This is a genomic window from Streptomyces peucetius (assembly GCF_025854275.1).
In the GTDB taxonomy this organism is placed as follows: Bacteria; Actinomycetota; Actinomycetes; order Streptomycetales; family Streptomycetaceae; genus Streptomyces; species Streptomyces peucetius_A.
This window is the reverse complement of record NZ_CP107567.1, coordinates 3,762,386-3,784,078: the sequence shown is the minus strand read 5'-3', so window position 1 is coordinate 3,784,078 and position 21,693 is coordinate 3,762,386. Positions and strand designations below refer to the sequence as shown.

General features: G+C 73.1%; 15 protein-coding genes, 1 tRNA gene and 1 riboswitch. Of the genes, 7 read left to right on the top strand and 9 right to left on the bottom strand.

Annotated elements, in window-relative coordinates:
• Window positions 1-49: 49 nt before the first annotated feature.
• Window positions 50-730 (bottom strand): class I SAM-dependent DNA methyltransferase, encoded by a 681-nt coding sequence (locus tag OGH68_RS17310; RefSeq protein WP_264245046.1) that lies wholly within the window; start codon window positions 728-730, stop codon window positions 50-52.
• Window positions 731-803: 73 nt separating this feature from the next.
• On the opposite strand from OGH68_RS17310, the gene OGH68_RS17305 reads away from it, so the two are divergent.
• Window positions 804-1,106 carry a hypothetical protein gene (locus OGH68_RS17305; RefSeq protein WP_264245044.1) on the top strand — a complete coding sequence of 101 codons (303 nt, stop codon included), beginning with the start codon at window positions 804-806 and terminating at the stop codon, window positions 1,104-1,106.
• An 11-nt stretch (window positions 1,107-1,117) separates the two neighbouring features.
• Here OGH68_RS17305 and sigJ read toward each other — a convergent pair whose 3' ends face one another.
• Window positions 1,118-1,996, bottom strand: a complete 879-nt coding sequence (gene sigJ / locus OGH68_RS17300) for an RNA polymerase sigma factor SigJ (RefSeq protein ID WP_264245043.1) — start codon at window positions 1,994-1,996, stop codon at window positions 1,118-1,120.
• A 139-nt stretch (window positions 1,997-2,135) separates the two neighbouring features.
• On the opposite strand from sigJ, the gene OGH68_RS17295 reads away from it, so the two are divergent.
• From OGH68_RS17295 to OGH68_RS17285, 3 genes are all read left to right on the top strand, one after another.
• Window positions 2,136-2,209 (top strand) — tRNA-Met (locus tag OGH68_RS17295).
• 182 nt (window positions 2,210-2,391) lie between these two features.
• Window positions 2,392-3,540, top strand: a complete 1,149-nt coding sequence (locus tag OGH68_RS17290; protein WP_264245042.1) for a PP2C family protein-serine/threonine phosphatase — start codon at window positions 2,392-2,394, stop codon at window positions 3,538-3,540.
• 389 nt (window positions 3,541-3,929) lie between these two features.
• A riboswitch (cyclic di-AMP (ydaO/yuaA leader) is annotated at window positions 3,930-4,085 on the top strand.
• A 10-nt stretch (window positions 4,086-4,095) separates the two neighbouring features.
• A complete protein-coding gene (locus OGH68_RS17285) occupies window positions 4,096-5,145 on the top strand; it encodes a M23 family metallopeptidase (protein WP_264245040.1) in 1,050 nt (349 codons plus the stop codon).
• Window positions 5,146-5,312: 167 nt separating this feature from the next.
• On the opposite strand, the gene OGH68_RS17280 is transcribed toward OGH68_RS17285, so the two are convergent.
• The 4 genes from OGH68_RS17280 to OGH68_RS17265 form a co-directional block, all read right to left on the bottom strand.
• Window positions 5,313-6,686 (bottom strand): PrsW family intramembrane metalloprotease, encoded by a 1,374-nt coding sequence (locus tag OGH68_RS17280; protein WP_413470995.1) that lies wholly within the window; start codon window positions 6,684-6,686, stop codon window positions 5,313-5,315.
• 71 nt (window positions 6,687-6,757) lie between these two features.
• Window positions 6,758-7,549: a tRNA (guanosine(46)-N7)-methyltransferase TrmB gene (gene trmB, locus OGH68_RS17275; RefSeq protein ID WP_264245038.1), complete on the bottom strand. Its 792-nt coding sequence runs from the start codon at window positions 7,547-7,549 to the stop codon at window positions 6,758-6,760.
• Window positions 7,550-7,904: 355 nt separating this feature from the next.
• Window positions 7,905-9,113, bottom strand: coding sequence for an L-2-hydroxyglutarate oxidase (gene lhgO / locus OGH68_RS17270; protein WP_264245036.1), 1,209 nt, complete (start codon window positions 9,111-9,113; stop codon window positions 7,905-7,907).
• Between the two features lie 187 nt (window positions 9,114-9,300).
• Window positions 9,301-10,794, bottom strand: coding sequence for an MFS transporter (locus OGH68_RS17265; RefSeq protein ID WP_264245033.1), 1,494 nt, complete (start codon window positions 10,792-10,794; stop codon window positions 9,301-9,303).
• Window positions 10,795-11,477: 683 nt separating this feature from the next.
• Here OGH68_RS17265 and OGH68_RS17260 point away from each other — a divergent pair.
• On the top strand, window positions 11,478-13,643 hold the full coding sequence (locus OGH68_RS17260) for an asparagine synthase-related protein (protein WP_264250129.1): 2,166 nt from the start codon (window positions 11,478-11,480) through the stop codon (window positions 13,641-13,643).
• Window positions 13,644-13,691: 48 nt separating this feature from the next.
• Here the strand turns inward: OGH68_RS17260 and OGH68_RS17255 are convergent, their stop codons facing one another.
• Window positions 13,692-15,650, bottom strand: coding sequence for a sigma-70 family RNA polymerase sigma factor (locus tag OGH68_RS17255; protein WP_264245031.1), 1,959 nt, complete (start codon window positions 15,648-15,650; stop codon window positions 13,692-13,694).
• Window positions 15,651-15,847: 197 nt separating this feature from the next.
• Window positions 15,848-16,624 carry a TetR/AcrR family transcriptional regulator gene (locus OGH68_RS17250; RefSeq protein ID WP_264250128.1) on the bottom strand — a complete coding sequence of 259 codons (777 nt, stop codon included), beginning with the start codon at window positions 16,622-16,624 and terminating at the stop codon, window positions 15,848-15,850.
• A gap of 325 nt (window positions 16,625-16,949) precedes the next feature.
• Between OGH68_RS17250 and OGH68_RS17245 the strand changes: the two genes are divergently transcribed.
• A complete protein-coding gene (locus tag OGH68_RS17245; RefSeq protein WP_264245029.1) occupies window positions 16,950-18,437 on the top strand; it encodes an NAD(P)/FAD-dependent oxidoreductase in 1,488 nt (495 codons plus the stop codon).
• Between the two features lie 127 nt (window positions 18,438-18,564).
• Window positions 18,565-20,292: a SpoIIE family protein phosphatase gene (locus OGH68_RS17240; RefSeq protein WP_264245028.1), complete on the top strand. Its 1,728-nt coding sequence runs from the start codon at window positions 18,565-18,567 to the stop codon at window positions 20,290-20,292.
• Window positions 20,293-20,307: 15 nt separating this feature from the next.
• Here the strand turns inward: OGH68_RS17240 and OGH68_RS17235 are convergent, their stop codons facing one another.
• Window positions 20,308-21,606, bottom strand: a complete 1,299-nt coding sequence (locus OGH68_RS17235; RefSeq protein WP_264250126.1) for an MFS transporter — start codon at window positions 21,604-21,606, stop codon at window positions 20,308-20,310.
• Window positions 21,607-21,693: the final 87 nt, after the last annotated feature.

Genomic DNA, 21,693 nt, shown 5'->3' with positions numbered 1-21,693 from the left:
GGCCCGCCGGCCTGGCCCCGGTCCGGGGCCAGGCCGGGGCGGCAGGAGCTCAGTCGCGGCGGCGGCAGGAGAGGAAGACCTGTTCCTCCGGCGGCACGTCGCTGATGGCGGGGGCGTAGGTGTAGGAGGTCTCCTTGAGGATCTCGAAGCCGGCCTCCTCGACGACCTTGCGCAGCTCTTCCCTGAGGTAGCCGGACACCCGGATGGTCTTCCCGAGGAACGGGATGGCGCGGTTGTCCACGTCGGCCTCCACCATCGAGAGGGTGAACAGGCCGCCCGGGGCCAGCAGATGGTGGATGGTCCCGAGGGCCACGGGGATCTCGGCCCGGGGGAGCATGAGGAGGGAGAAGAAGGCCGCGATCGCGTCGAAGCGGCCCAGGTCGGCCGGGCCGCCCGGTTTCAGGTCGGCGATGTCCAGGTGGTGGAAGGACGCTTCGGGGACGTGCTGCCGGGCGAGCTCCAGTATCCCGCTCGACAGGTCGATGCCCACGACCTCGAACCCGGCATCGACCAGCTGGCGCGCGGTCGGCAGGCCCGTGCCGCAGCCCAGGTCCAGCACCCGTGAACCGGCGGGCAGGGAACGGGTCAGCCATTCACCGGCGGCGAGCTGTCCCTCCTTGTGCGGGAAGGCCTCGTCGTAGCGGTCGCCGATGGCGTCGAAGGCCGCTGCCTGTTCCCGGCGCTCGGTCTGCAGCCCCTCGTAGACCGCGTCGTCGTCCCCTGTGGTCACGGACGTACCTTTCGTAGTTCTCCCTGGATGCCCCATCATCGCGTTGCGGGCCCCTGGTGTCAGGTACCGGAGCGTGGTCGACGCGGACCGCGGCGCCGCCGACCACGGTCACCGCGAGCAGTTGCGCCGCCTCGTCGACGCGTGCCCGGCGGCGTCGCTGCACCTCTGGTGCGAGGAGCAGAGGGCGGGTGACGGTGCGGCGGCCGGGCGCGCCGACATCGGCGTGCCGGACCTGCCGGAGATGCTCGCGGCCCACCGGTACGGCCCGCTGCCCTTCATGCGCGCCGTCCGGGGCGACCTGCCGCGCCTGGGCGTTCCCGCCGTGGACATCCATCACGACGTGTCCGGGCCGGACCTCTGGCTGGGGCAGAAGTGACCGGGGAGGCCTCACGCGTTCGGGACGGTGAGGTCCAGGCGGTCCAGCCGTTCCGGGTCGGTAAGGATGTTGATCTCCGCGATCCTTCCGCCGGTGACCGTGAAGGCCATGACCGCCAGGGCCCGCCCGCCCGCGATCTCGACGACCCCGGCCGCTCCGTTGACCAGGGCCGGCCGGGCCACCTCCGCGAGGCGCGCGTAGGTGATCGCCTGGCCGGCGACGGCCGCCGCGCCCCGTACGACGGAACCGGGACGCAGCGTCCCGCTGTCGGAGCGGGCCACGACGTCCGGGTCGAGCACCGCGACGAGCGCCTCGAAGTCGCCCCCGCGTGCCGCGGTGAGGAAGGCGTCGACGGCGACACGCTGCCGGCCGAGGTCGGCGTCCGGTACGGGGGTGGAGCCCTGGATCCGGCGCCGTGCGCGGCTGGCCAGCTGACGGGTGGCCGCCGGTGTGCGGCCGACGACGGGCGCGATCTCCTCGAAGGGCACCGCGAACATGTCGTGCAGCACGAACGCCAGCCGCTCCGCGGGCGCCAGGGTCTCCAGTACGACGAGGAGCGCGAGACCGACCGAGTCGGCGAGCAGCGCCTGGTGCTCCGGGTCGACGGTGTCCACGCCGCTCACGATCGGTTCCGGCAGGCGCACATCCATCGGTTCCTCGCGGCGCGACGTACGCGAGCGCAGCATGTCGAGGCAGACCCGGCCCACCACGGTGGTCAGCCAGCCGCCCAGATTGTCGATCGCCTCGGAGTCGCTGCGGCTGAGCCGGAGCCACGCCTCCTGGACGGCGTCGTCCGCCTCGCTCAGCGAGCCGAGCATTCGGTAGGCGACCGCGCGCAGTTGCGTACGGTGCGTCTCGAAGCGCTCGGCCAGGAAGTCGTGGTCGTCCATCGTCGTTCTGTCCCCTCGTCGTCCTCGGCTGTCCGGATGTATGACGAACGGCGGCGGGGCGGTGTGACCGGATCGAGGCGGCCTCGCGGAAAAAGTGGAGTTGATCTTGCTCCGGATGGCGTAAGGTTGTGTTCACCGACGCGGGGTGGAGCAGCTCGGTAGCTCGCTGGGCTCATAACCCAGAGGTCGCAGGTTCAAATCCTGTCCCCGCTACTGATGACACCGGCCCGATGGTCGATCCTGGAGATCGACCATCGGGCCGGTGGCTTTTCCGGTCGCCTCGGCATTCGCCCGGTTGGGCGATGGGAAGTGGCTGCACGGCGCGTCGGCGCCGAGCCTGAGGTGGGCGCGGTACTGTCCGCAGCCGTCAGCGGACCCGGCAGGAGAGACCACCTTTGGGACAGCAGCGGCGGGATGAAGGCGGCGCGCGTCGGGCCCCGTGGTTCGTGCGTGCCCTGCCCGTCGCGATGATCGTCGCAGGGGTGGTCTTCGACATGCTGACACCGCCTCGTTTCACCGCGGTGCCGCTCTTCGCCGCCGCGCCCCTTCTCGCCGCCCCTCTCGTCTCGTTCGTGGCGACCCTGCTCATGGGTGTCGCCGCGATCCTGGGGGTGAGCGGCATGCACGTCTACAACGGGACCGCCGCGCAGATCACCGCGGCCACCGAGACCACCACGGTGCTCACCGTCGCCGCTCTGGCCCTGGTCATCAACAGGGTCGTACAGCGCAGAGGCGAGCAGCTGGCCTCGGCGCGGGTGATCGCCGAGACCGCGCAGCGGGCCGTGCTGCCCGCGCCGGCCGAGCGGATCGGCGGCCTGCACATCGCCGCCCGGTACGAGGCGGCGCAGGAGGGCGCCTTCATCGGCGGCGACCTGTTCGCGGTGCAGGACACCCCGCACGGTGTGCGGCTCCTCGTGGGCGACGTCCGGGGCAAGGGGCTGGGGGCGGTGGCGACCGTGGCGGTCGTCATCGGCGCGTTCCGCGAGGCCGCGGAGCAGGAGCGCTCGCTCGAGGGTGTGGGGCAGCGGCTGGAGCGCGCGCTCAAGCGGGAGGGGGACCGGCGCGAGGGCCTGGACGCGGTGGAGGGCTTCACCACGGCCGTGCTGGGCGAGATTCCCCGCGGCCGTCCGCTGGTGCGGCTGGTGAACCGGGGGCATCCGGAGCCGCTGGTGCTGCATGCCGACGGGGGGCTGGACGTGCTCCGTCCGCCGCAGGCGGCGCTGCCGCTCGGCATGGGTGATCTGGGGGAGTGGCCGGACCGGGCGGCGGAGTATCCGCTGCCCGACGGGGCGACGCTGCTGCTCTACACGGACGGGGTGACGGAGGCGCGCGACGACCGCGGCGTCTTCTACGACCCGGTGGAACGGCTCACCGGGCGGCTCTTCCCGGGGCCGGGGGAGCTGCTGGACGCACTCGTCGACGACGTACGCCGGTACACCGGCGGCGGCTCGAACGACGACATGGCTCTGCTGGCCGTCGGCCGTCCGGCTCGGGGCCAGCCGGAGCGGCGCAGGATTGTGCCGGTGGTTCCTCCGGCGGTCTGAGCCGACGGCGGAAGCGGATGTCGTCCTCTTCCCGAGGGCCGTCGGACCGTCCGTCAGCCGCCGGCCCGCGTGTCGTCGGACCGCCCGTCGGCCCTCGGCCCGCGCGTCAACCGGCCCGCGCGCCGTCGGCGCCTCGACCCGCGGGCCGGCCTCGGTCGTCCTTACGGCCTGTGACCCAAGGGCACCTCTCCGCATAACATTTGACACACCGTCAGGAAAAGGTCTCTGTCCGATGTTTGATCAAGTCGCCCGATTCTGAGTGCCTCTGTCACGTTAAGTCCCCGTCGAAATCGCTAATGATCAGTCGGAACAGCTTGGAATCCGGCCCCGCCGTCTATTAACGTTCGATAACGCAGCGCGGTCGTCCCAGCCGTCGTCAGAGGCGGCACCGCGCGCACGCGCCGAATCCCGCAAGGGAACCGGGGAACCACCAATTGGGGTGAATCGGGCACCTTTTGCCGCTCAGTCCGCGGTCGAGGCGCCCGTAGGAGACCTTCCTGCTCCGAACCCGTCAGCTAACCCGGTAGGCGAGAAGGAAGGAAGGAGAACGCCTTCGTGGCGTCCAACATGCCTGCCCCAGAGGCCCGCTTCGCGTCCGAACGCATCGGTGACGACGCACCCGAGCGGACCTGGGAGGAATGGAATCCCACAGAGGAGTCCATCCGCCCGGTGCGCGGCCGGCACCGTGTCATCAAGCAGCGCGGCGGACTCGCCCGCAGCTCCACGGTGCTCGGCGTCGGTGTGATCGCCGCGGTCGGCGCGGGTGGCATAGCCACCGCGCAGGACAAGCCGGCGGTCTCCATTTCCCTTCCCGACGCCATCACGGACAATCTTCCCGACGCCAAGTCCCTGCCGGGCGTGGGCTCGTTGGTGTCCGACGACTCGGATTCCGACGCCGCGGCGGACGTGAACACCGCCCCGCTGACCGCCGCGACCACGGTGGCCGACGGTGGCGACGGCTCCGCCCGGGCGACGGGCGCGGGCGAGGCGTTGCGGGCCCGCATCCTCGCGCAGGCCGAGCAGCAGCAGGCCGCCGCGGACGCGGAGGCCAAGGCCGCCGCGGAGAAGGCCGCCGCCGAACAGGCCGCGGCCGCTGCGGAAAAGCAGCAGAGCGAGGCAGAGGCCAAGGCCGCGGAAGAGAAGCGCAAGGCGGAAGAGGCCGCCCGGGCCAAGGCGGAGGCCGAGCGTCTCGCCGAGCTCGCGAGGAGCTTCTCCCTGCCCACCTCCTCGTACACGATCACCTCCACCTTCGGCGAGTCCGGCTCCATGTGGTCCTCCGGCCAGCACACCGGCCTGGACTTCGCCGCCCCGACCGGCACCCCGGTCAAGGCCGTGCACAGCGGCACGGTCAAGTCCGCGGGGTGGTCCGGCTCGTACGGCTACCGCATCGTCCTCGAACTCGACGACGGCACCGAGGTCCTGTACGCCCACCTGTCGTCCATGACGGCGAGCGCGGGCCAGAAGGTCACCACCGGCGAGACGATCGGGCGTGTCGGCGCCACCGGCAACGTCACCGGGCCCCATCTGCACCTCGAGGTGCACACCGCGGGCGGCTCCGGCATCGACCCGATGGCCTGGCTGCGCGGCAAGGGCCTCACGATCTGATCCCTGCCCGGTACGGGGCTCCGCATGCTCTCCCATGCGCTTCTCCGTGCCGGGCATCTCCATGTCTCCGGCATTCCTGCCGCACCCCCCGACGCCAGGGCTGCCGGGCTGTGCCCGGGCACCCGCCGCCGATGGGGCGTCCGCGCTGTCGCGGCCGCCGACGCGGGTCAGTAGCGGTACGGGTTGTAGCCGCCGTAGTTCCGGTACGGCGGCGGCACCGGCACCCGGCTCGTCGCCCGGGCCGCGTACGCCAGTGACGGACCCGCCACCTGTCTGCGCTGCCACAGGTGGTGCAGCAGTTCCTGCTCGCGCTCCGCGAAGTCCGGGTCCGCCGCGCCCCGGTGTGCCCGGCGGCGCAGAAAGGCCAGTGACGTCGCGAACGCCTCGTACTCCGACACCGCGTGGCCGGCGGCCGGGCCGTACGTGCGCCGGGCGAAGTCACGCGCCAGCGTGCGGGCGCGCATCGACGAAAGGGCGCGCGGCTCGGACGCCGGCATCCAGCCCGCCGCGGCATAGGCGGGGAGCTCGTCGGATATCGTGCGCAGCTCGCGCTGGCGGGTCCATATCGTCAGCCAGGTGAGCAGCCCGAACGCCGGCACCATGAACGCCCCGTACACCGCGTAGAAGCCCCACGGGCCGAGCATCGACGCCGAGCCGTTCCACAGGGCGTGCATGCCCATCGCGAGGGCAAGACCCAGGAGCGGCAGGGCGATACGCCGCAGACGCCGGTGGTGGCGCGCGCCGAGCGCGGCGACACCGAAGCCGAGGCCCGTGAGCACGGTGAAGAGCGGATGGGCGAACGGTGACATCACGACCCGTACGAAGAAGGTCGCGGCGGTCACCGACGCGAAGCCGGAGGTGCCCGTCGACTGGTCCTCGTCGAACGCGCTGCCCAGGTAGAGGATGTTCTCCGTGAAGGCGAAGCCGGTGGCGGTGAAGCCGGCGACCACCACGCCGTCCACGAGTCCGGTGAAGTCCCGTCTGCGGAAGACGAAGATCAGCAGGATCGCTGCGGCCTTCGCGCTCTCCTCGACCACGGGCGCTATGACCGTCGCCCCGATGGTGTCGGCGGAAGCCGGATCGGCGGTCGCCGTCGCTATCCAGCGGGTCGCGAACGTGTTCGCGATGATCGCGATCAGGGCCGCGGCGCAGGCGCCCCAGGCGAAGGCGAAGAGGAGGTTCCGCCAGGGGCCTGGCTCGACCCGGTCCAGCCAGCGGAACGCGGCCAGCAGCAGCGGGACGGGCAGTGTCGCCAGAGCCAGGCCGACCACGAACCCGTGGGTGCCGGTCTGTTCCCGCACCAGCACCAGGATCACCAGGCCGCAGAGGGCGAGCAGCGTGATCACCGCACCGGCGCGGACCGCCCTGCTGCGCCAGAACCTCGAGGCCGCCAGGGGCCGGTAGCGCCGGCGCGCGGGCTCGGGGACCTCGGTGAGCAGCGCGTCGACATGCTCCTGGCGGCACGCCGGCAGCACCGGGTGCGACGGCACCGCGGCGCTGGGCGGGCGGTGCTGCGATGGCTGCGCGGACGAGTCGGACACCCGTCGACCCTAACCAGACGCACTGACAACCGGCGACGGCGCGAGACGCATCCCGGGCACCGGAGCACCCGTCAGTCCTGCGGCTGAACCCGGCGGAAGAGCAGGTCGTGCACCTTGTGGCCCTTGTCGAGGCCCTGGCCCTCGAAGCGGGTCAGCGGACGGAACGCGGGACGTGGCGCGAAACCGCCGTCGTCCCGGGTGTTCTCGAAGTGCGGGTGCGCGGACAGCACTTCGAGCATCTGCTCGGCGTACGGCTCCCAGTCGGTCGCGCAGTGCAGGACCGCGCCGGGCTTGAGCCGCTGGGCGGCGAGGGTGAGGAAGTCCGGCTGGATCAGCCGGCGCTTGTGGTGCCGCTTCTTGGGCCACGGGTCCGGGAAGTAGACGCGTATGCCGTCGAGCGAGCGGGGCGGCAGCATCTCCCGCAGCAGGATGATCGCGTCGCCGTTGGCCACCCGGATGTTGGTCAGGCCGTTCCGCTCCGCCAGGGCCAGGAGATTGCCCTGGCCGGGGGTGTGCACGTCGACCGCGAGGATTCCAGTGCCGGGGTCGTCGGCGGCCATCTGTGCGGTGGCCTCGCCCATCCCGAAGCCGATCTCCAGGACGACCGGCAGTCCGCCGAACATCTCGTCGAGGTCCAGCACCCGGTGCCCGTCGATGTCCATGCCCCACACCGGCCACAGCCGCTGCAGCGCATCGCCCTGCCCGGCGGTGACCCGGCTCCGCCGCGGCTGGAAGCTGCGGATACGACGCTCGTGATGCGATCCGGCCGGGTCGGCGGCCGGCCCGCCGGGAAAGCGCGGCTCGCCCTTGGCGCGGATGGGGTGGCGGAGGGCGTGGGGGGTGGTGTTACGGGGCTCAGACACAGTGCTCCCGATTCTACGAGGGCGCGAGCGGTGACGGCTCCGGGGCGCCCGCCCCGCGCCGGGGGCGCGAGCGGTGGCCGCCCTGTGGCGCCCGCCGACGCCGAGGGGCGCGGCGCCCGACGCGAGGCCGCGACGTACCCGAGGCCGGACAGGAGGGAAGGCGGGGCCGGGTACGCGAGGCCGGAGGTGCGCGAGGCCGGACGGGCCGCCGGGTGGGTACGCGACGCCGACCTGTGGGCCGCCCGGGCAGGCGGGCCCGGTACGCGACGCCGGAGGTGCGTGCCGCCCGCCGGAGCCGGTCAGCCGCGCCGCCGGGCGGGTCCGCCAGGACTTTCGGGGCCCGCCCGGCCGCCGGTCAGGCGGAGAGGGAGGCGAGGGCGCGGCGGGCGATCTCGCGGCCGATGGGGAGGGAGGCCGTCGCCGCCGGCGAGGGTGCGTTCAGGACGTGCACCGTCCGCGGGGCCTCGCGGATCAGGAAGTCGTCGGCGAGCGTTCCGTCCCGCAACACCGCCTGCGCCCGGACACCGGCCGGGGCCGGCCGCAGGTCCTCCTCCGTGAGAGAGGGGAGCAGCCGGCGCGCCGCCGTGGTGAAGGCACGCTTCGAGAGCGACCGGCGCACTTCGCCGGCCCCGTACCGCCAGTGCCTGCGGGCGATGTGCCACGAGCCGGGCCAGCGGACCGTGGCGGCGAGCTCCAGGGGCCGGACGGTCGACCAGTGGTAGCCCTCGCGGGCCAGCGCCGGGACCGCATTCGGACCGACGTGGACGCCGCCGTCGATGCCGCGGGTCAGATGGACACCGAGGAAGGGGAAGGCCGGGTCGGGCACCGGATACACCAGGCCGCGCACGAGACCGGGGCGGGCCAGGTCGTAGTACTCCCCGCGGAAGGGGACGATCCGCATCCCGGGGTCGTCTCCCGCCAGCCGTGCCACCCGGTCGCAGTGCAGTCCGGCGCAGTTCACCAGCGCCCGGGCCCGGACGATCGTGCCCGACCGCGTCCGCACCGCGACGCCCCACGGCCGGCGGTCGACGACGGTGACCTCCTCGCCGTACCGCACGTCCGCGCCGGACGCCGTGGCGAGCTGCGCGGCCACCGCCCCGTAGTCGCAGATGCCGGTCGTCGCCACGTGGATCGCGGCGAGCCCACGGACCTCCGGCTCGTACTCCGTGATCTGGGCCGGGCCCAGTTCCCGCACCGGAATGCCGTTCTCCCGGCCCCGCTGGACCAGGGCGTGGAGCCGTGGGAGCTCGTCCCGGTCCGTCGCGACGATCAGCTTGCCCGTGACCTCGTGGCCGATGCCGTACTCGGCGCAGAACTTGACCATCTCGGCGGCGCCGCGGACCGCGAACCGCGCCTTCAGCGAGCCGGGCCGGTAGTAGATCCCGCTGTGGATCACGCCGCTGTTGCGCCCGGTCTGGTGCCTGGCGGGGCCGCGCTCCTTCTCCAGGACCGTCACCCGCGTGCCCGGCGCCGTGCGGACAAGTGCGTACGCCGTCGAGAGGCCGACGATGCCACCGCCGACCACCAGCACGTCGCAGTCGAAGTCCTGCCCGGACGCCCTCACCGCGTCACCTCCCACCCCGATAGTGCACTGGCCCGCCGACAACGCGCTTAAACCAGCGTCCACGCGGGACGCACACGCTCGGGGTCCGGACACCGCGGGGCGTCGGACCGGGCCGTCCGGACCTGCCCGGTCGGAACCGGTTCTCATGTGCGGCCCAGCCGTCGAAGCCGGGCCGTCGCCCCAGGGGTCAGGCCGGTGCCATCAGGAGCGGGCGGGCCCTCTCCCGCAGCTCCATGACCCTCGGCTCGTCGCCGTACGGCTCCAGCCGGTGCAGCAGGTCCCGTACGTACTCGGTGGTCCGCGCGGAAGAGATACGGCCGGCGACCTCCACGGCCCGGGTGCCCGCGGCGCAGGCCGCGTCCAGGTTGCCCGACTCCAGCTCGGCCACCGCGGAGACCACGAGACGCAGCCCGTGCGAGCGTACGTACTCCTCGGTGGGCCGTGACAGTGCCTGCTCGGTGAAGCGCCGCACCTGCCGGGGTGCCTTCAGGTCGCGGTAGCACTCGGCCGCGTCGGCCGCGAAGCGGTCGTACGAGTAGAAGCCCAGCCACGACGGGTCGCCGTCGCCCTCCCGGGAACGCTCCAGCCACCCCTCCGCCGCTCGGAGCGCGGCGCCCGCGGCCGCCGCGTCGTTCGCCTTCGCGTGGGCACGCGCCTCCACCAGCCGGAAGAAGCTCATGGTCCGGGCGGTGGCGAGCCCGCGGTTGCGTTCCAGTGCCGCCTGGGCGAGGTCGACGCCCTCGTCGGCGAACCCCCGGTACGTCGCCTGGAGCGACATCGACGCGAGGACGTACCCGCCGAGCGGGACGTCCGCGGCGGCGCGTGCGAGGCGCAGGGCCTGGATGTAGTAGCGTTGCGCGGCCTCCTGCTGGCCGGTGTCGAAGGCCATCCAGCCGGCCAGTCTGGTCAGCTCGGCCGTCGCACCGAACAGGGCGCGGCCCACCTCGTCCGAGTAGGAGCCGAGGAGCAGCGGGGCGGCGTCGACGCGAAGACATTCGGGGACCATGGACGAACGCCAGTCGCCTCCCCCGTATTTGGAGTCCCAGCGCCGGGCGTCCTCCGCCGCCTCCCGCAGTTTCGCCACGTCGCTGTGGCCCACGCGTGCGGGCGTGTCGCCTGTGTCAGGGGTGTCGGGGACGTCGGCGGGGGATGTCAGGGGCGCGGAGGCGTCGGGCAGTGCACGGGAGCCGCCCGCAGTGTCGAGCAGCCGCTCGACCGACGGGTCGGCCGGGGTTATCAGCCAGCGCGACGCGGGCGTCGCGTAAGCGCTCACTGCGAACGATCCGGCCAGCGACTGCCAGATCCCCCCGCTGCCGGCCCGGCGGCCCGCAAGATCCAGCCGGTACAGCTCGGTGGCCGATTTCACCGCCTCGCCGACGTCGCGCGGAAAGGCCAGCCCCACCTCTGGGGCCGGGTCGGCGTCCGCGAGACCGATCTCGTGCAGTGGCACCGGACGGCCCAGCTTGGCCCCGATGGCGGCGGCGATGAGATGGGGTGCGGCGCCCTGCGGCACCATGCCCTTCGACACCCACCGGGCCACCGACGTCTTGTCGTACCGGAGGGTCAGACCACGTTGCGCACCGAGGTCGTTGACCCGCCGCGCGAGGCCCGCGTTGCTGATTCCCGCGAGGGCGAGAACCGTGCCGAGCTTTTCGTTCGGCCCGCGTTGCTCCCTGGACATGCGCCACCCCTCGACACACAGACGGCTGCCGTGCGCGGCCCGCGCACGGCATTCGTGCTGGGTTCTCCCGGTTCGCGACCCCCCGTTCCCGACCGGTCCCGGCTGCACAACCATGCGGCCGGGCTCTGCGGAGTATGCGCGCCTGCGGAGAACATCAGTAAACCCAGCGTAGTTCGCCGCATCCCGACCGTTAAGGGGCCAACTTCCCTATGGCGGGATTGTGGTCCGCGAGGGCGGACGCCGGTCCGTCGTCGTGCTCCCGCCGTGTGGCCGTGCGCCCGTCCGTGCGCTCTGGCCGGTCAGGGACGGGAGCGCTTCCATGAGAGCTGCGTGGGTCGGCCCGCTGCGTACTGGAACCAGCGGGCTGGGGGACACCATCGCCTCAATTCCCCGCGGGCGGTGGACAGGGTCCGGGGGGCGAACTGCGCCTCCCGGTCCATGTGTTGGGGCCAAATGGGCGCGCGGGTGCCCTCAAAAAATGGCTTGATGTCGCCTGTCCGACCCGCCGTTTCTGCGGCTTCTGCGAACCCCGGGCGGTCTGCCGGCCGGCGTCCGCACCATCGGCAAATCGCCAATGCCAGGGGCGCGTTCCCTTTTTGCGCGCGCTACCCGGAGCCCCTCGTACGCGCCTCCTTCGTGGCAGCATGTTCCCGAACGGCTTCGGCAATGTTGGGGAGGCGGCGATGCGGTGGCTGGTGGGGTGGAGCAGTATCGCCGCGAACTTCGGCACGGTGGGAGCCGTCGGCGCGTCCGGGGAAGGCCGCACTGTCCATCCCGTCGGGGCCCAGCTCCTGTGGGGTGACCCCGATCCGCTGTGGGCGGTCGGCGACTGGCGTCCCGACGAGGTGCGCGTCATCACAGCGGAACCGCACCAGCGGCCCCACTCCTTCCCCGCAGGTCCCCACGCCGCCGGCGCACAGAATGCCGCCGTGACCCGGCTCGCCGTCCTCGGCTGCTGCGCGGCCAGCGACGAGCAGTTGCGCGTCGGCCTGTTCGCGGCACGCGGCGGCGCACTCCGGCATCTGACCGCATGGGCCGGAAGCTACACCGTCGTCGTCCAGGTCGGCCGCCGTATCACCGTCGTCGGCGACCTCGCGGGCGCGCGGCCCGTCTTCTACACCCCCTGGGCGAACGGCACCGCGTACGCCACCGCCGCCCTCCCGCTCGCCGACCTCATCGAGGCCCAGCTCGACATCGGTCACCTGGCCGCACTGCTCGCCTGCCCCGAGACACCCGAGGCGCTGCGCGACTCCACTCCGTACGCCGGGGTCAAACGCATCCCGCCCGGTCACGCGCTGATCCTGCGGGAGGGCTCACGGGAGATCACCGGCTACGAGCCGGTCGCCTCGCTCGCGGTCGCCGCCCCGCAGGTCGAGGCGGCCCGCGCCATCGACGGCGTACGCGACGCGCTGGTCGAGGCCGTACGGGCCAGGCTGACCGCGCCCCGGCACGCGCCGGAGACCCTGCCGCCCGACCCGGGGCCCGTCCCCGGCATGGGGCCCGCGGAACGCCGTGCCGCGCGCGGCGCGCCGGCTCCCGGTATCGGCGCCGACCTCTCCGGGGGCAGCGCCTCCAGCACCCTCGCGCTGCTGGCGGCCGGACTGCCCGGCGTGCCCGGCACCGTCCTCGGCCACGGCACCGGCGCCGGCGAGCGGCTGCTCGCCGTCACCTTCAACGACCTGGCCACCAGCGGCCGCGATTTGCGCGAACCGGAACTGGAACGGGCCCGGGCCATCGCCGCCAACCCCCGGTTGCACCATGTCGTGGTCGCCGCCGGCGAGGAAGCGCTGCCGTACGCGAACCTCGAATCCGGTCCCTTGACGGACGAACCCGCGCCGTCGCTGGTCACCGCCGAACGCCACCGCGGCCGACTGGCCGCCGGCAGCGCCGACCACTTCACCGGCGCGGGCGCCCGGCAGGTCCTCGACGCGCACCCGGCGCGCCTGGCGGACCTGCTGCTGGACCGGCGCAGACGTCACCTCCTGCGTCCGGTGACCGCGCTCGCCCGGTCCGAACGCCCCTCACCGCAGGCCCTGTTCGTACCGCTGACGGTGTACCGGGCGGCGCGCAGGCTCGCCCGTACGCCCTACCGCACCGGCCTCGAGACGGCCGCCGACCGCCTGCTCCTCGCCAACCGCCCGGGGCCGGCGCTGCGCAACGGCGCCGTGGGCGCGTCCCTGGCGGCGCTGGCCTGGTCCCGGCCGGGGCCCGCGGCACGCTGGCTGACCGGGGAGGCGCTCGCTGAAGTATCGGTTCGTCTGACAGACGCGGCGACGAGGCCGACCTCCGTCCAACGGCCGGGCGAGGCCCGGGCGCGGGCGGCGCTCGCCCGCCACGCCTTCGACCACCGGATCCTGGAACAGGCCGCCGAGATCCGCAGCCAGCGGCTGCACGCGCCGTTCCTCGACAACCAGGTCGTACGGGCCTGCCGCGACCTGCCGGAGTCGCTGCGCGTCCAGCCGGGCGCGCGGGCGGCGGTCCTGCGCACGGTCCTCGCCGGCGCGGGCATCCACGACCTGCCGTCCGGCTGGGGCTCCCCCACCCACGCGTCGTCCGCGGCTGCCGCCCGGGCGGGGCTGCGGGCCGCGCTGCCGAACCTGCTGGCCCTGTTCGAGGCGCCGTTGCTCGCGGACGCGGGCCTGGTCGAGGCCCGCGTCGTCCGCAAGGCGTTGCGCGCGGCGTCCGAGGGAGAGCCCGTGCCGTTGGACGGACTCGCGGACCTGATCTCCACGGAGCTGTGGCTCCGGCGCCTGCTCTCGCGCCGCGGCACGTGCTGGACGGGCACGGCGGCGCCGAGACAGCGTGCGGTGGCGGGCGGCGTGCCGCGCCGGCCGACGCTGCAGTCGTAGGGCGGGTAGGGGAAACGCTCCGCGCAGCGGCCGCCACCCCGGTAACGGCTACGTGCAGCTGATGCGCGACTCCGCCCAGTCCGCCAGCGCCACGTGGTCCCGTGCTGTCTGCGGCTCCGCCACCAGGCGGATGGTGCGTACGCCGGAGAGCGGCACATGGACGGGCACGGCCGGTTCCCCGCTGCGGACCAACGGGGAGCGCCACAGCCGCGTCCCGTCGCCGTACACCGAGAAGCGCACCGCGGTCTGCCGCATCGCGCGTGTCATGTCGTCGATGCCGGCGACGGCGTCGTACGTGGTGCACCGGCGGTTGAGGTCGATCGTGATGGACGACTTGGCGTGCGCGGTGACGCCGTGGGAGTACTGCTTGCCGCCGATCGACATGCCCGACCGCTGCCAGACCCAGCCGCTCTCGCCCAGGCGCAACTCCGGGCCCGTCCCGTCACCGAAGTTCCCGTACTGCAGGCGGTTCACCTGGTAGACCTCGGGGGCCGGTGGCGGCGGAGGAGGAGGCGGTGTGGGAGTCGGGGTCGGGGTCGGCGTCGGGGACGGCTTCGGTTTCGGCGGTGCGGGGGTCGGCGGCGGTGGCGGTGGTGGCTTCGCCACCGTGCGCACCACGGGGGGCTCCGGCACGGGCGGGGGCGGCGGCGGCTCGGGCGGGGGCGGCGGCGGCTCGGGCGCGGGCGGCGGCGGCTCGGGCGCGGGCGGCGGCGTCGGCACGACGGGCTCGGCCACAGGCGGCTTGGCGACCGGCTCGGGAGCCGGGGCGGGCTCACCGGCGAGGGCCCAGACGAGACCCGTGGTCACCGCGACGGCGACGGCTCCCGCGAGGCCGGCCTTCGCAGGCGCCCCCAGCCCCTCGGCCGCCGCGCCACCGGTGGCCGCCGCAGCAGCCCCGGCCCCGGCCGCCCCCGCCGCCCCGCCGGCCACGACGCCCGCGGCCTTGAGGGAGTACCCAGCCGCGAACCAGCCGATCACCGCGATCGGCAGCAGTGCCGGGATACCGGCGTTGACGTGTGCCAGTTCACCGGCGGCGAGCCGGCACTTGGCGCACTCGTCCAGGTGCTTGCGCAGCCTGCGCTCCGCCCGCAGCCGCAGGCCGCCGCGGGCGTAGGAACCCAGCCGGTCCGCATGGCGCGCGCAGTCGCCGCCCGTGGTGAGCGAGGTGCTCACATGGGTTTGGAGATACGCCTGCTTGAGCCCTTCGCGGGCGCGGCTCGCCAGTACCGCGGTCGCGTTGGCGGTGAGCCCGAAGAGAGGCGCGACCTCGCTCGGGGACTCCTCCTCGACCGTGGTGTGCCACAGCACCGCCTGCCAGCGTTCCGGGAGCGACCGGAACGCCTGCATGGCGAGCGACTGCTCCGCTTCGTGCATCGCCCGCACGTCCGCGCCCAGCTCGAGGGTGTCCTCGCCGGAGGCGTCCGCGGTGCGGGCAGCCTCAGCGGCGAAGACCGCGAAGTCGTCGACCAGTTGCTCGCGCTTCGCGGACTTCATCCACGTCGCGGCGACGCGGCGGACCGTGGTGAGCAGGTAGGCCCGTACGGCATGCTCGGGGCCGGCGCCGTTGCGTACCGCCTGGAGTGTGCGGGCGAACACCTCCGCCGTCAGGTCGTCGGCGGTGTCGGCGTCCCGGCAGCAGGTGCGGGCGTACCGCCGGACGGCATCCGAGCGGCGCTGGAACAGTTCCTCGTACGCGCTGTCGTCGCCGTGCCGCATGTGCTGGAGGAGGTCGGCGTCCGACGGCGGCAGTTCGCGGGGCGGCGGCAGCACCGAGTCGTGGCCGGCGCCCGGCTCCCGCTGCTGGGGCACGGCGTACCGCTCCTGGGACCCGGCGCGCTCCGCGGACGCCGACCACGGGACGCCCGAATCCGCGTCCGAACCGCCCGGAGCGCCCGGAGCGCCCGAACCGCCCGGGCCTCCCTGGCTCGGTACCTGGGACGCGGAAGGGTCGTCCGACCCCGGCCCGGCCGCACCGCCGAGCGACTCGCCCTGCCCGTCACCGCTCATCGCGGAAGCCCCCGTAAGCACCTGCAGACCCGAACACCGGGCAAGCGTGCCACAGAGCCGCCGTGTGCCGAACCCTTCCGCGGCCCACCACTCATCAGGGGTGACTTCCCCAGAACCGCGCCCTCGGCGCCACCCGTTGGAGGGTCGCTCGATCAGCCGTACTGACACGGTCCGTGGACGTCACCGGGCGTTCGGAGTCACGCCGAACGCGGCCGCAGACCCTCCAGCAGAATGTCCAGCAGCCGGGCCGAGGCGGCCTCCTGCTGTGCCGCGTCCGGCAGCGACGGAGCGGCCGTGGCTATCACCAGCAGCACATCGGCCACGGTCACATCGCCCCGCAGCTCACCCGCCGCCCGGGCCCGCTCCACGAGCCGGCCCACGACCTCCAGCAGATCCGCCGCACCCGCGTCGTCCAGCTCCGCGGCCGGAACCGGCCGGGGAGCGACCACGCGCAGCCCCGGCTGTGCCGTCGGCCGCTGCTCCGGCACGCATGCTTCGTCCAGCGCATCCGCGCCGCCCGCGACGACCGTCGACTCCTCGCCGTCCACACCCACCCGCAGCACCTGGGGCGGCAGCAGCCGCCCCGCACCGGATGCCACCGAGGTGCGCAGGAAACGGGCGAGCGCCGACCACGGCTCCTCCTCCTGCCCGAGAGCCGTACGCGCCTGCTCCGTCAGCCGGGAGGTCTCCTCCTCGGCTATGCGGCGCACCAGCACGTCCTTGCTCGGAAAGCGGCGATACACCGTGCCGACGCCGACCCTGGCCCGCCGGGCCACGTCCTCCATCGGCGCCCCGTACCCCAGCTCGCCGAACACTTCGCGCGCCGCACGCAGCACATGTTCGAGATTGCGCTGCGCGTCCACCCGCAGCGGAGCCGAGCGACCCGCTCCGCCCGGGCCTCGTCCGTTCCCATGACTGTCCGCCGTCGAAGTCGGCGCGACAGCCGTCTGCCAATGAGAATCCTGAATATGCATGAGCGTTCCCCCGGTCATGTCGTCTCCCCCCGGAGACCTCCCCGCTTGGCCGCCGGGCATGTCGTGACCCGACACCCCGACCGGGTACGAACATAGTTGAGCCCGAGTCAATTCAGAAGGGGGTACTTCCGCACGGAGCGCCCCCCGATCGGAGCAAGGGCCGGAAGGCTCCCCATTACGCCCCCGGTCGCCGACCCGTCCGCCACGTCTGACCTGCGTTGCTTCCTTTTTGCCCGGCGCCGGCCACCGATCGGGCGGCAGTTGCCTTCCGGTCACACAATTTGCCGGGCCTGTGGACAAACTCCTGAGGTCGTTGCCTCATGGGATGGTGAAGGCTGCAAACAACCGGGGCACGACCCCCGGCACCCCGCCGCGCACGCGCGTTCTCGTCGTCGGCGGCGGTTACGTCGGGATGTACACCGCGCTGCGCCTGCAGCGGAAGCTGAAGCCCGAGCTCGCGCGCGGCGACGTCGACATCACCGTGGTCACCCCCGACCCTTATATGACGTATCAGCCGTTCCTCCCGGAGGCCGCGGCCGGCTCCATCTCCCCGCGCCATGTGGTGGTCCCCCTCCGCCGCGTCCTCGACAGATGCACGATCGTCATCGGTGAGGCGAAGTCCGTCGACCACGCCAAACGCACCGCGACCGTCGCCACGCTCGCGACCGAGGAGGAGGGCGCCGGGCCCGTCGAGATCACCTACGACGAGCTCGTCATCGCTCCCGGATCCATCTCACGCACCCTTCCCGTCCCCGGTCTCGCCGACTTCGGCATCGGTTTCAAGACGGTCGAGGAGGCGATCGGCCTGCGCAACCACGTGATCGAGCAGATGGACATCGCCTCGTCCACCCGCGACCCCGCCATCCGCGACGCCGCGCTCACCTTCGTCTTCGTCGGCGGCGGCTACGCGGGAGTCGAAGCCCTCGCCGAACTCGAGGACATGGCCCGCTACACCTCCCGCTACTACCACAACATCAAGCCGGAGGACCTGAAGTGGATCCTGGTCGAGGCACAGGGCCGCATCCTTCCCGAAGTCGGCGAGCAGATGGGCCGGTACGCCGTACGTGAGCTGCGCGCCCGCAACATCGACGTACGTCTCGAGACGCGCCTCGACTCCTGCGAGGACCGCGTCGCCGTGCTGAGCGACGGCTCCCGCTTCCCCACCCGGACCCTCGTGTGGACGGCGGGCGTCAAACCCGCCCCGGTCCTCGCCGCCACCGACCTGCCTCTCAACGAGCGCGGGCGGCTCAAGTGCGACGCCCGGCTCGCCGTCGAGGGCGTCGACCACGCCTGGGCCGCCGGTGACGCGGCGGCGGTCCCCGACCTGGCCGCCGGCAGCCCCGGCGCGGAGTGCGCGCCGAACGCGCAGCACGCCGTCCGCCAGACCAAGGTGCTCGCCGAGAACATCGTCGCCTCGCTGCGCGGCACGCCGATGCAGGAATACGTGCACAAGTACGCCGGCTCGGTCGCGTCCCTCGGTCTGCACCAGGGTGTCGCGCACGTCTACGGCCGCAAGCTGAAGGGGTATCCGGCGTGGTTGATGCACCGCATCTACCACCTCAGCCGGGTCCCCACCTTCAACCGCAAGGCACGGGTGTTGGCCGAATGGACCCTCTCAGGTCTCTTCAAGCGTGAGATCGTCTCCCTCGGGTCGCTGGAACACCCGCGTGCCGAATTCGAACTCGCGGCGGGTGGCGGGCGACCCGCGAACGGCTCCCAGGGCCGGCAGTCCGCACGCCCCGGGGAAGAACCCGAGGAGCAGTCGGCCGACGGGTCACCGGACGGATCGACCGACGATCCCAAGGGGACTTGACGGCTGTTCGGCACCTTGCGGAAAGAGGACTGTCAGTCCGGTCGGCCACACTGGACGTGTGACCATAGGTGGGCTCACACCTGCACAGAGTGACCCTTCGCGACAACCCATTGAGGCTAGAAAGTCAGTGAACTTCACGCGTTGGAGCGCCAGGCTCCCCGGTACGCAGCGTCGCGCCGCGGCGCGGGGGACCGACCAAGGGCTCTCCCCGGCGAAGCGGTCCGAGGGCTCCGTGCCCGCGGCACGCGGCGAGTACGGCCAGCCGGAGCCCCCGCCCGACGTCCCCGCGCTGGAGGACTTCTCCGTACCGGAGATTCTCGGCCGTCTGCCCGCCCTGGTCGCGCTCGTCCACGGCCCGGACCACCGCGTCGTGTACGTCAACGACGCCTACGCAGCCGCTTTCGGCTCCCGGCCGGCCGGCGTCCCCGCCGCCGACGTCTGCCCCGAGCTCACCGAGCTGGGTCTGCTGCCGCTGATGGACCAGGTGCTGCGCAGCGGCAAGCCGCGGACGGTCAAATCCCGCCGGATCCAGAGCTGCGGGGGTAAGGACCGGCGCGGGGAGGGTTCGTACACGGTGACCTGCCTGCCCGCCGAGCGGGTCGACGGTAGCGGCGAGACCGCGGGCGTCCTGGTCTTCGCCGCCGACGTCACCGACCACGCGGACGCCGCGGAGCGGCTGCGTGCCAGCGAGCGCCGTCACCGCGAGACGGCCGTGACACTGCAGCGTTCGCTGCTGCCTCAGGAACTGGAGCAGCCCGACGACCTGCGTTTCGCCGCCACCTACCAGCCCGGCGGCACGGACGCCGCGGTCGGCGGCGACTGGTACGACGTGATCACGCTCGGCGCGGGCCGTACGGCTCTGGTCATCGGCGACGTCATGGGCCGCGGTGTGCGGGCCGCCGCCGTCATGGGCCAACTGCGCACCGCCGTGCGTGCCTACGCCCGCCTGGACCTCCCGCCGCACGAGGTTCTCCAGCTGCTGGACGGGCTGGCCGCCGAGATCGACCCCAGCCAGATCGCCACGTGCGTCTACGCGGTCCACGACCCGAACGAGGGCAGGCTCGTCTACGCCTCCGCCGGCCATCTGCCGATCCTGGTGCGCGACGCGGACGGCACGGTCCACACAGCGGCGGAACCGACCGGCCCGCCGCTCGGTACCGGCGGCTGGCTGCACACCTCCGGGGCCATCGACCTGCCGCCCGGCTCCACCGCCGTCCTCTACACGGACGGTCTGGTGGAGCGCCGGGGCGAGGACATCGACGAAGGGGTCGCCGCGCTGGAGCGTGCGCTGGCCGGGGCGACGGGCAGCCCGCAGGTGGTGTGCGACCGGCTGATCCGGGCCCTCGGCGTGACCGCGGAGCACGACGACGACGTCGCCGTGCTTGTGCTCCAGCATCCGACGCGCCAGGGGGCGGACGCCGAGCTGTTCCACAACGCGGCTCTCGACCTGCTGGGAGGGATCGAGGCGGCGCCACGTGCCCGGGCCTTCGCGTCAGGGGTGCTCGCCTCCTGGCGCTTCTCCCCCGAGCTGCACGACCTCGGTGTCCTCGCCGTGAGCGAACTGGTCGCCAACTCGCTCCAGCACGGCACGCCGCCCATGCGTCTGCGGCTCCGCCGCACCGACCGGCGGCTGATCGTCGAGGTGACGGACGGCGACGAGCATCTGCCGCGCCGCCGCCGTGCGGAGACGGAGGACGAGGCGGGCCGCGGGATCTCCATCATCGCGACGATCGCCTCGTCCTGGGGAAGCCGCCGCACACCCGGCGGCGGCAAAGCCGTCTGGTGCGAATTCGCCCTGCCCCGACGCGACACTGCCCTGGCGGCTCGCGGGCCGGGGGAACCGGCCGCCCGCTGACGCCCGGCCCCCGCCTCAGACGGCCGGGGCGACGGCGTCCTCAGGCTTGTGCACCGCCACCACGCGGCTCTTCGCGGCGAGCGACGGGCGGTCCTGCACTGGCGTGAGCCGCTTGCCGAGCCGCAGCGCCAGCACCGTGATCAGGAGCGAGAACAGCACGAAGGTCACGATGTACGGGCCGTGCAGCGCGGCGCCCATCGGCCCGCCCACGGCCGGGCCGACCGCCAGCGCGAGCTGCTTCACCAGCGCGAAGGCGGAGTTGTACTGCCCGACCATGGCTTCCGGCGCCAGGTCCGCGACGAGCGGAGCCACGGTCGGCGACAGCATCGCCTCACCGAGGCCGAAGAGGGCGTACGTGGAGATGAACGCGGCGGTCGCCATGGCCTGGCTGCCGTGCCCGAGCCCCGCGTAGCCCGCCGTCAGCCACGCCACGGCCCAGATGAGCCCGACCGAGGCGATGACACGGCTGCGCCGGCGGTGCTCCACGAACTTCAGCACCAGGAACTGGGCGAGCACGATGACCGCGGTGTTGGCGGCCAGTGCCGTCCCGAGGGTCGAGGGCTGGATACCGGCGGCCTCCGTGCCGTACGCGGCGAGGCCCGACTCGAACTGGCCGTAGCAGGCGAAAAAGAGGACGAAGCCCAGGACCAGCAGCTGCACCATGGCCCGGTGTCCGAGCAGCACCCGCAGCCCGCCCTTGGCGGCCGACTCCGTGTCCGCGGGCCGGGGGCCGGAGAGTGCGGGTGAGTGCGGGAGCCGCACGGTCAGGGCGATCCCGCCGAGCACCAGGAACATCACGGCCTCGATGCCGAACAAGAGGGTGAAGCTCGCTGGCCGGCTCTCGTCGACGAGGTGCCCGCCGATCAGGCCGCCGATGCCGAGCCCCAGGTTCTGCAGGAAGAACTGTGTGGCGAAGGCGCGGGTACGGGTCGCCGTCTCCGAGCACCAGACGATCAGCGTGGCCAGCGCCGGCTGCATCACCGCCGTACCGGCCCCGAGGACCGCGGCGGACAGGACGACGGCCGGGACGCTGCCGGAGACGCCCATCCCCGCCGCGCCGGCCGACGCGAGCAGAGCGGCGGCCACCAGGACGGGCAGCGGCCCGCGCCGGTCGATGATCCGGCCGGTGAAGGGGAGCGCGACGAGCGCGGCCATCGCGAAAACGGCGAGCACGGCACCCGCCGTGCCCGCGCCCAGCTCCCGCACCTGCGCCACATAGACGTAGAGATAGGGAACGGTGAAGCCGAGCCCGAACGCGCTCAGCGCGTTCCCCGTCTGGATCCGGCGCATCGCTGCACCCTTCGCCTTGGTCACACTCACCTACTTCAAGATCGGAGGCCGCGGCCCGCGAGGTCACGGGAGTGGCGACCAGAGGACTGAGACCTGAAGACTTCAAAACTA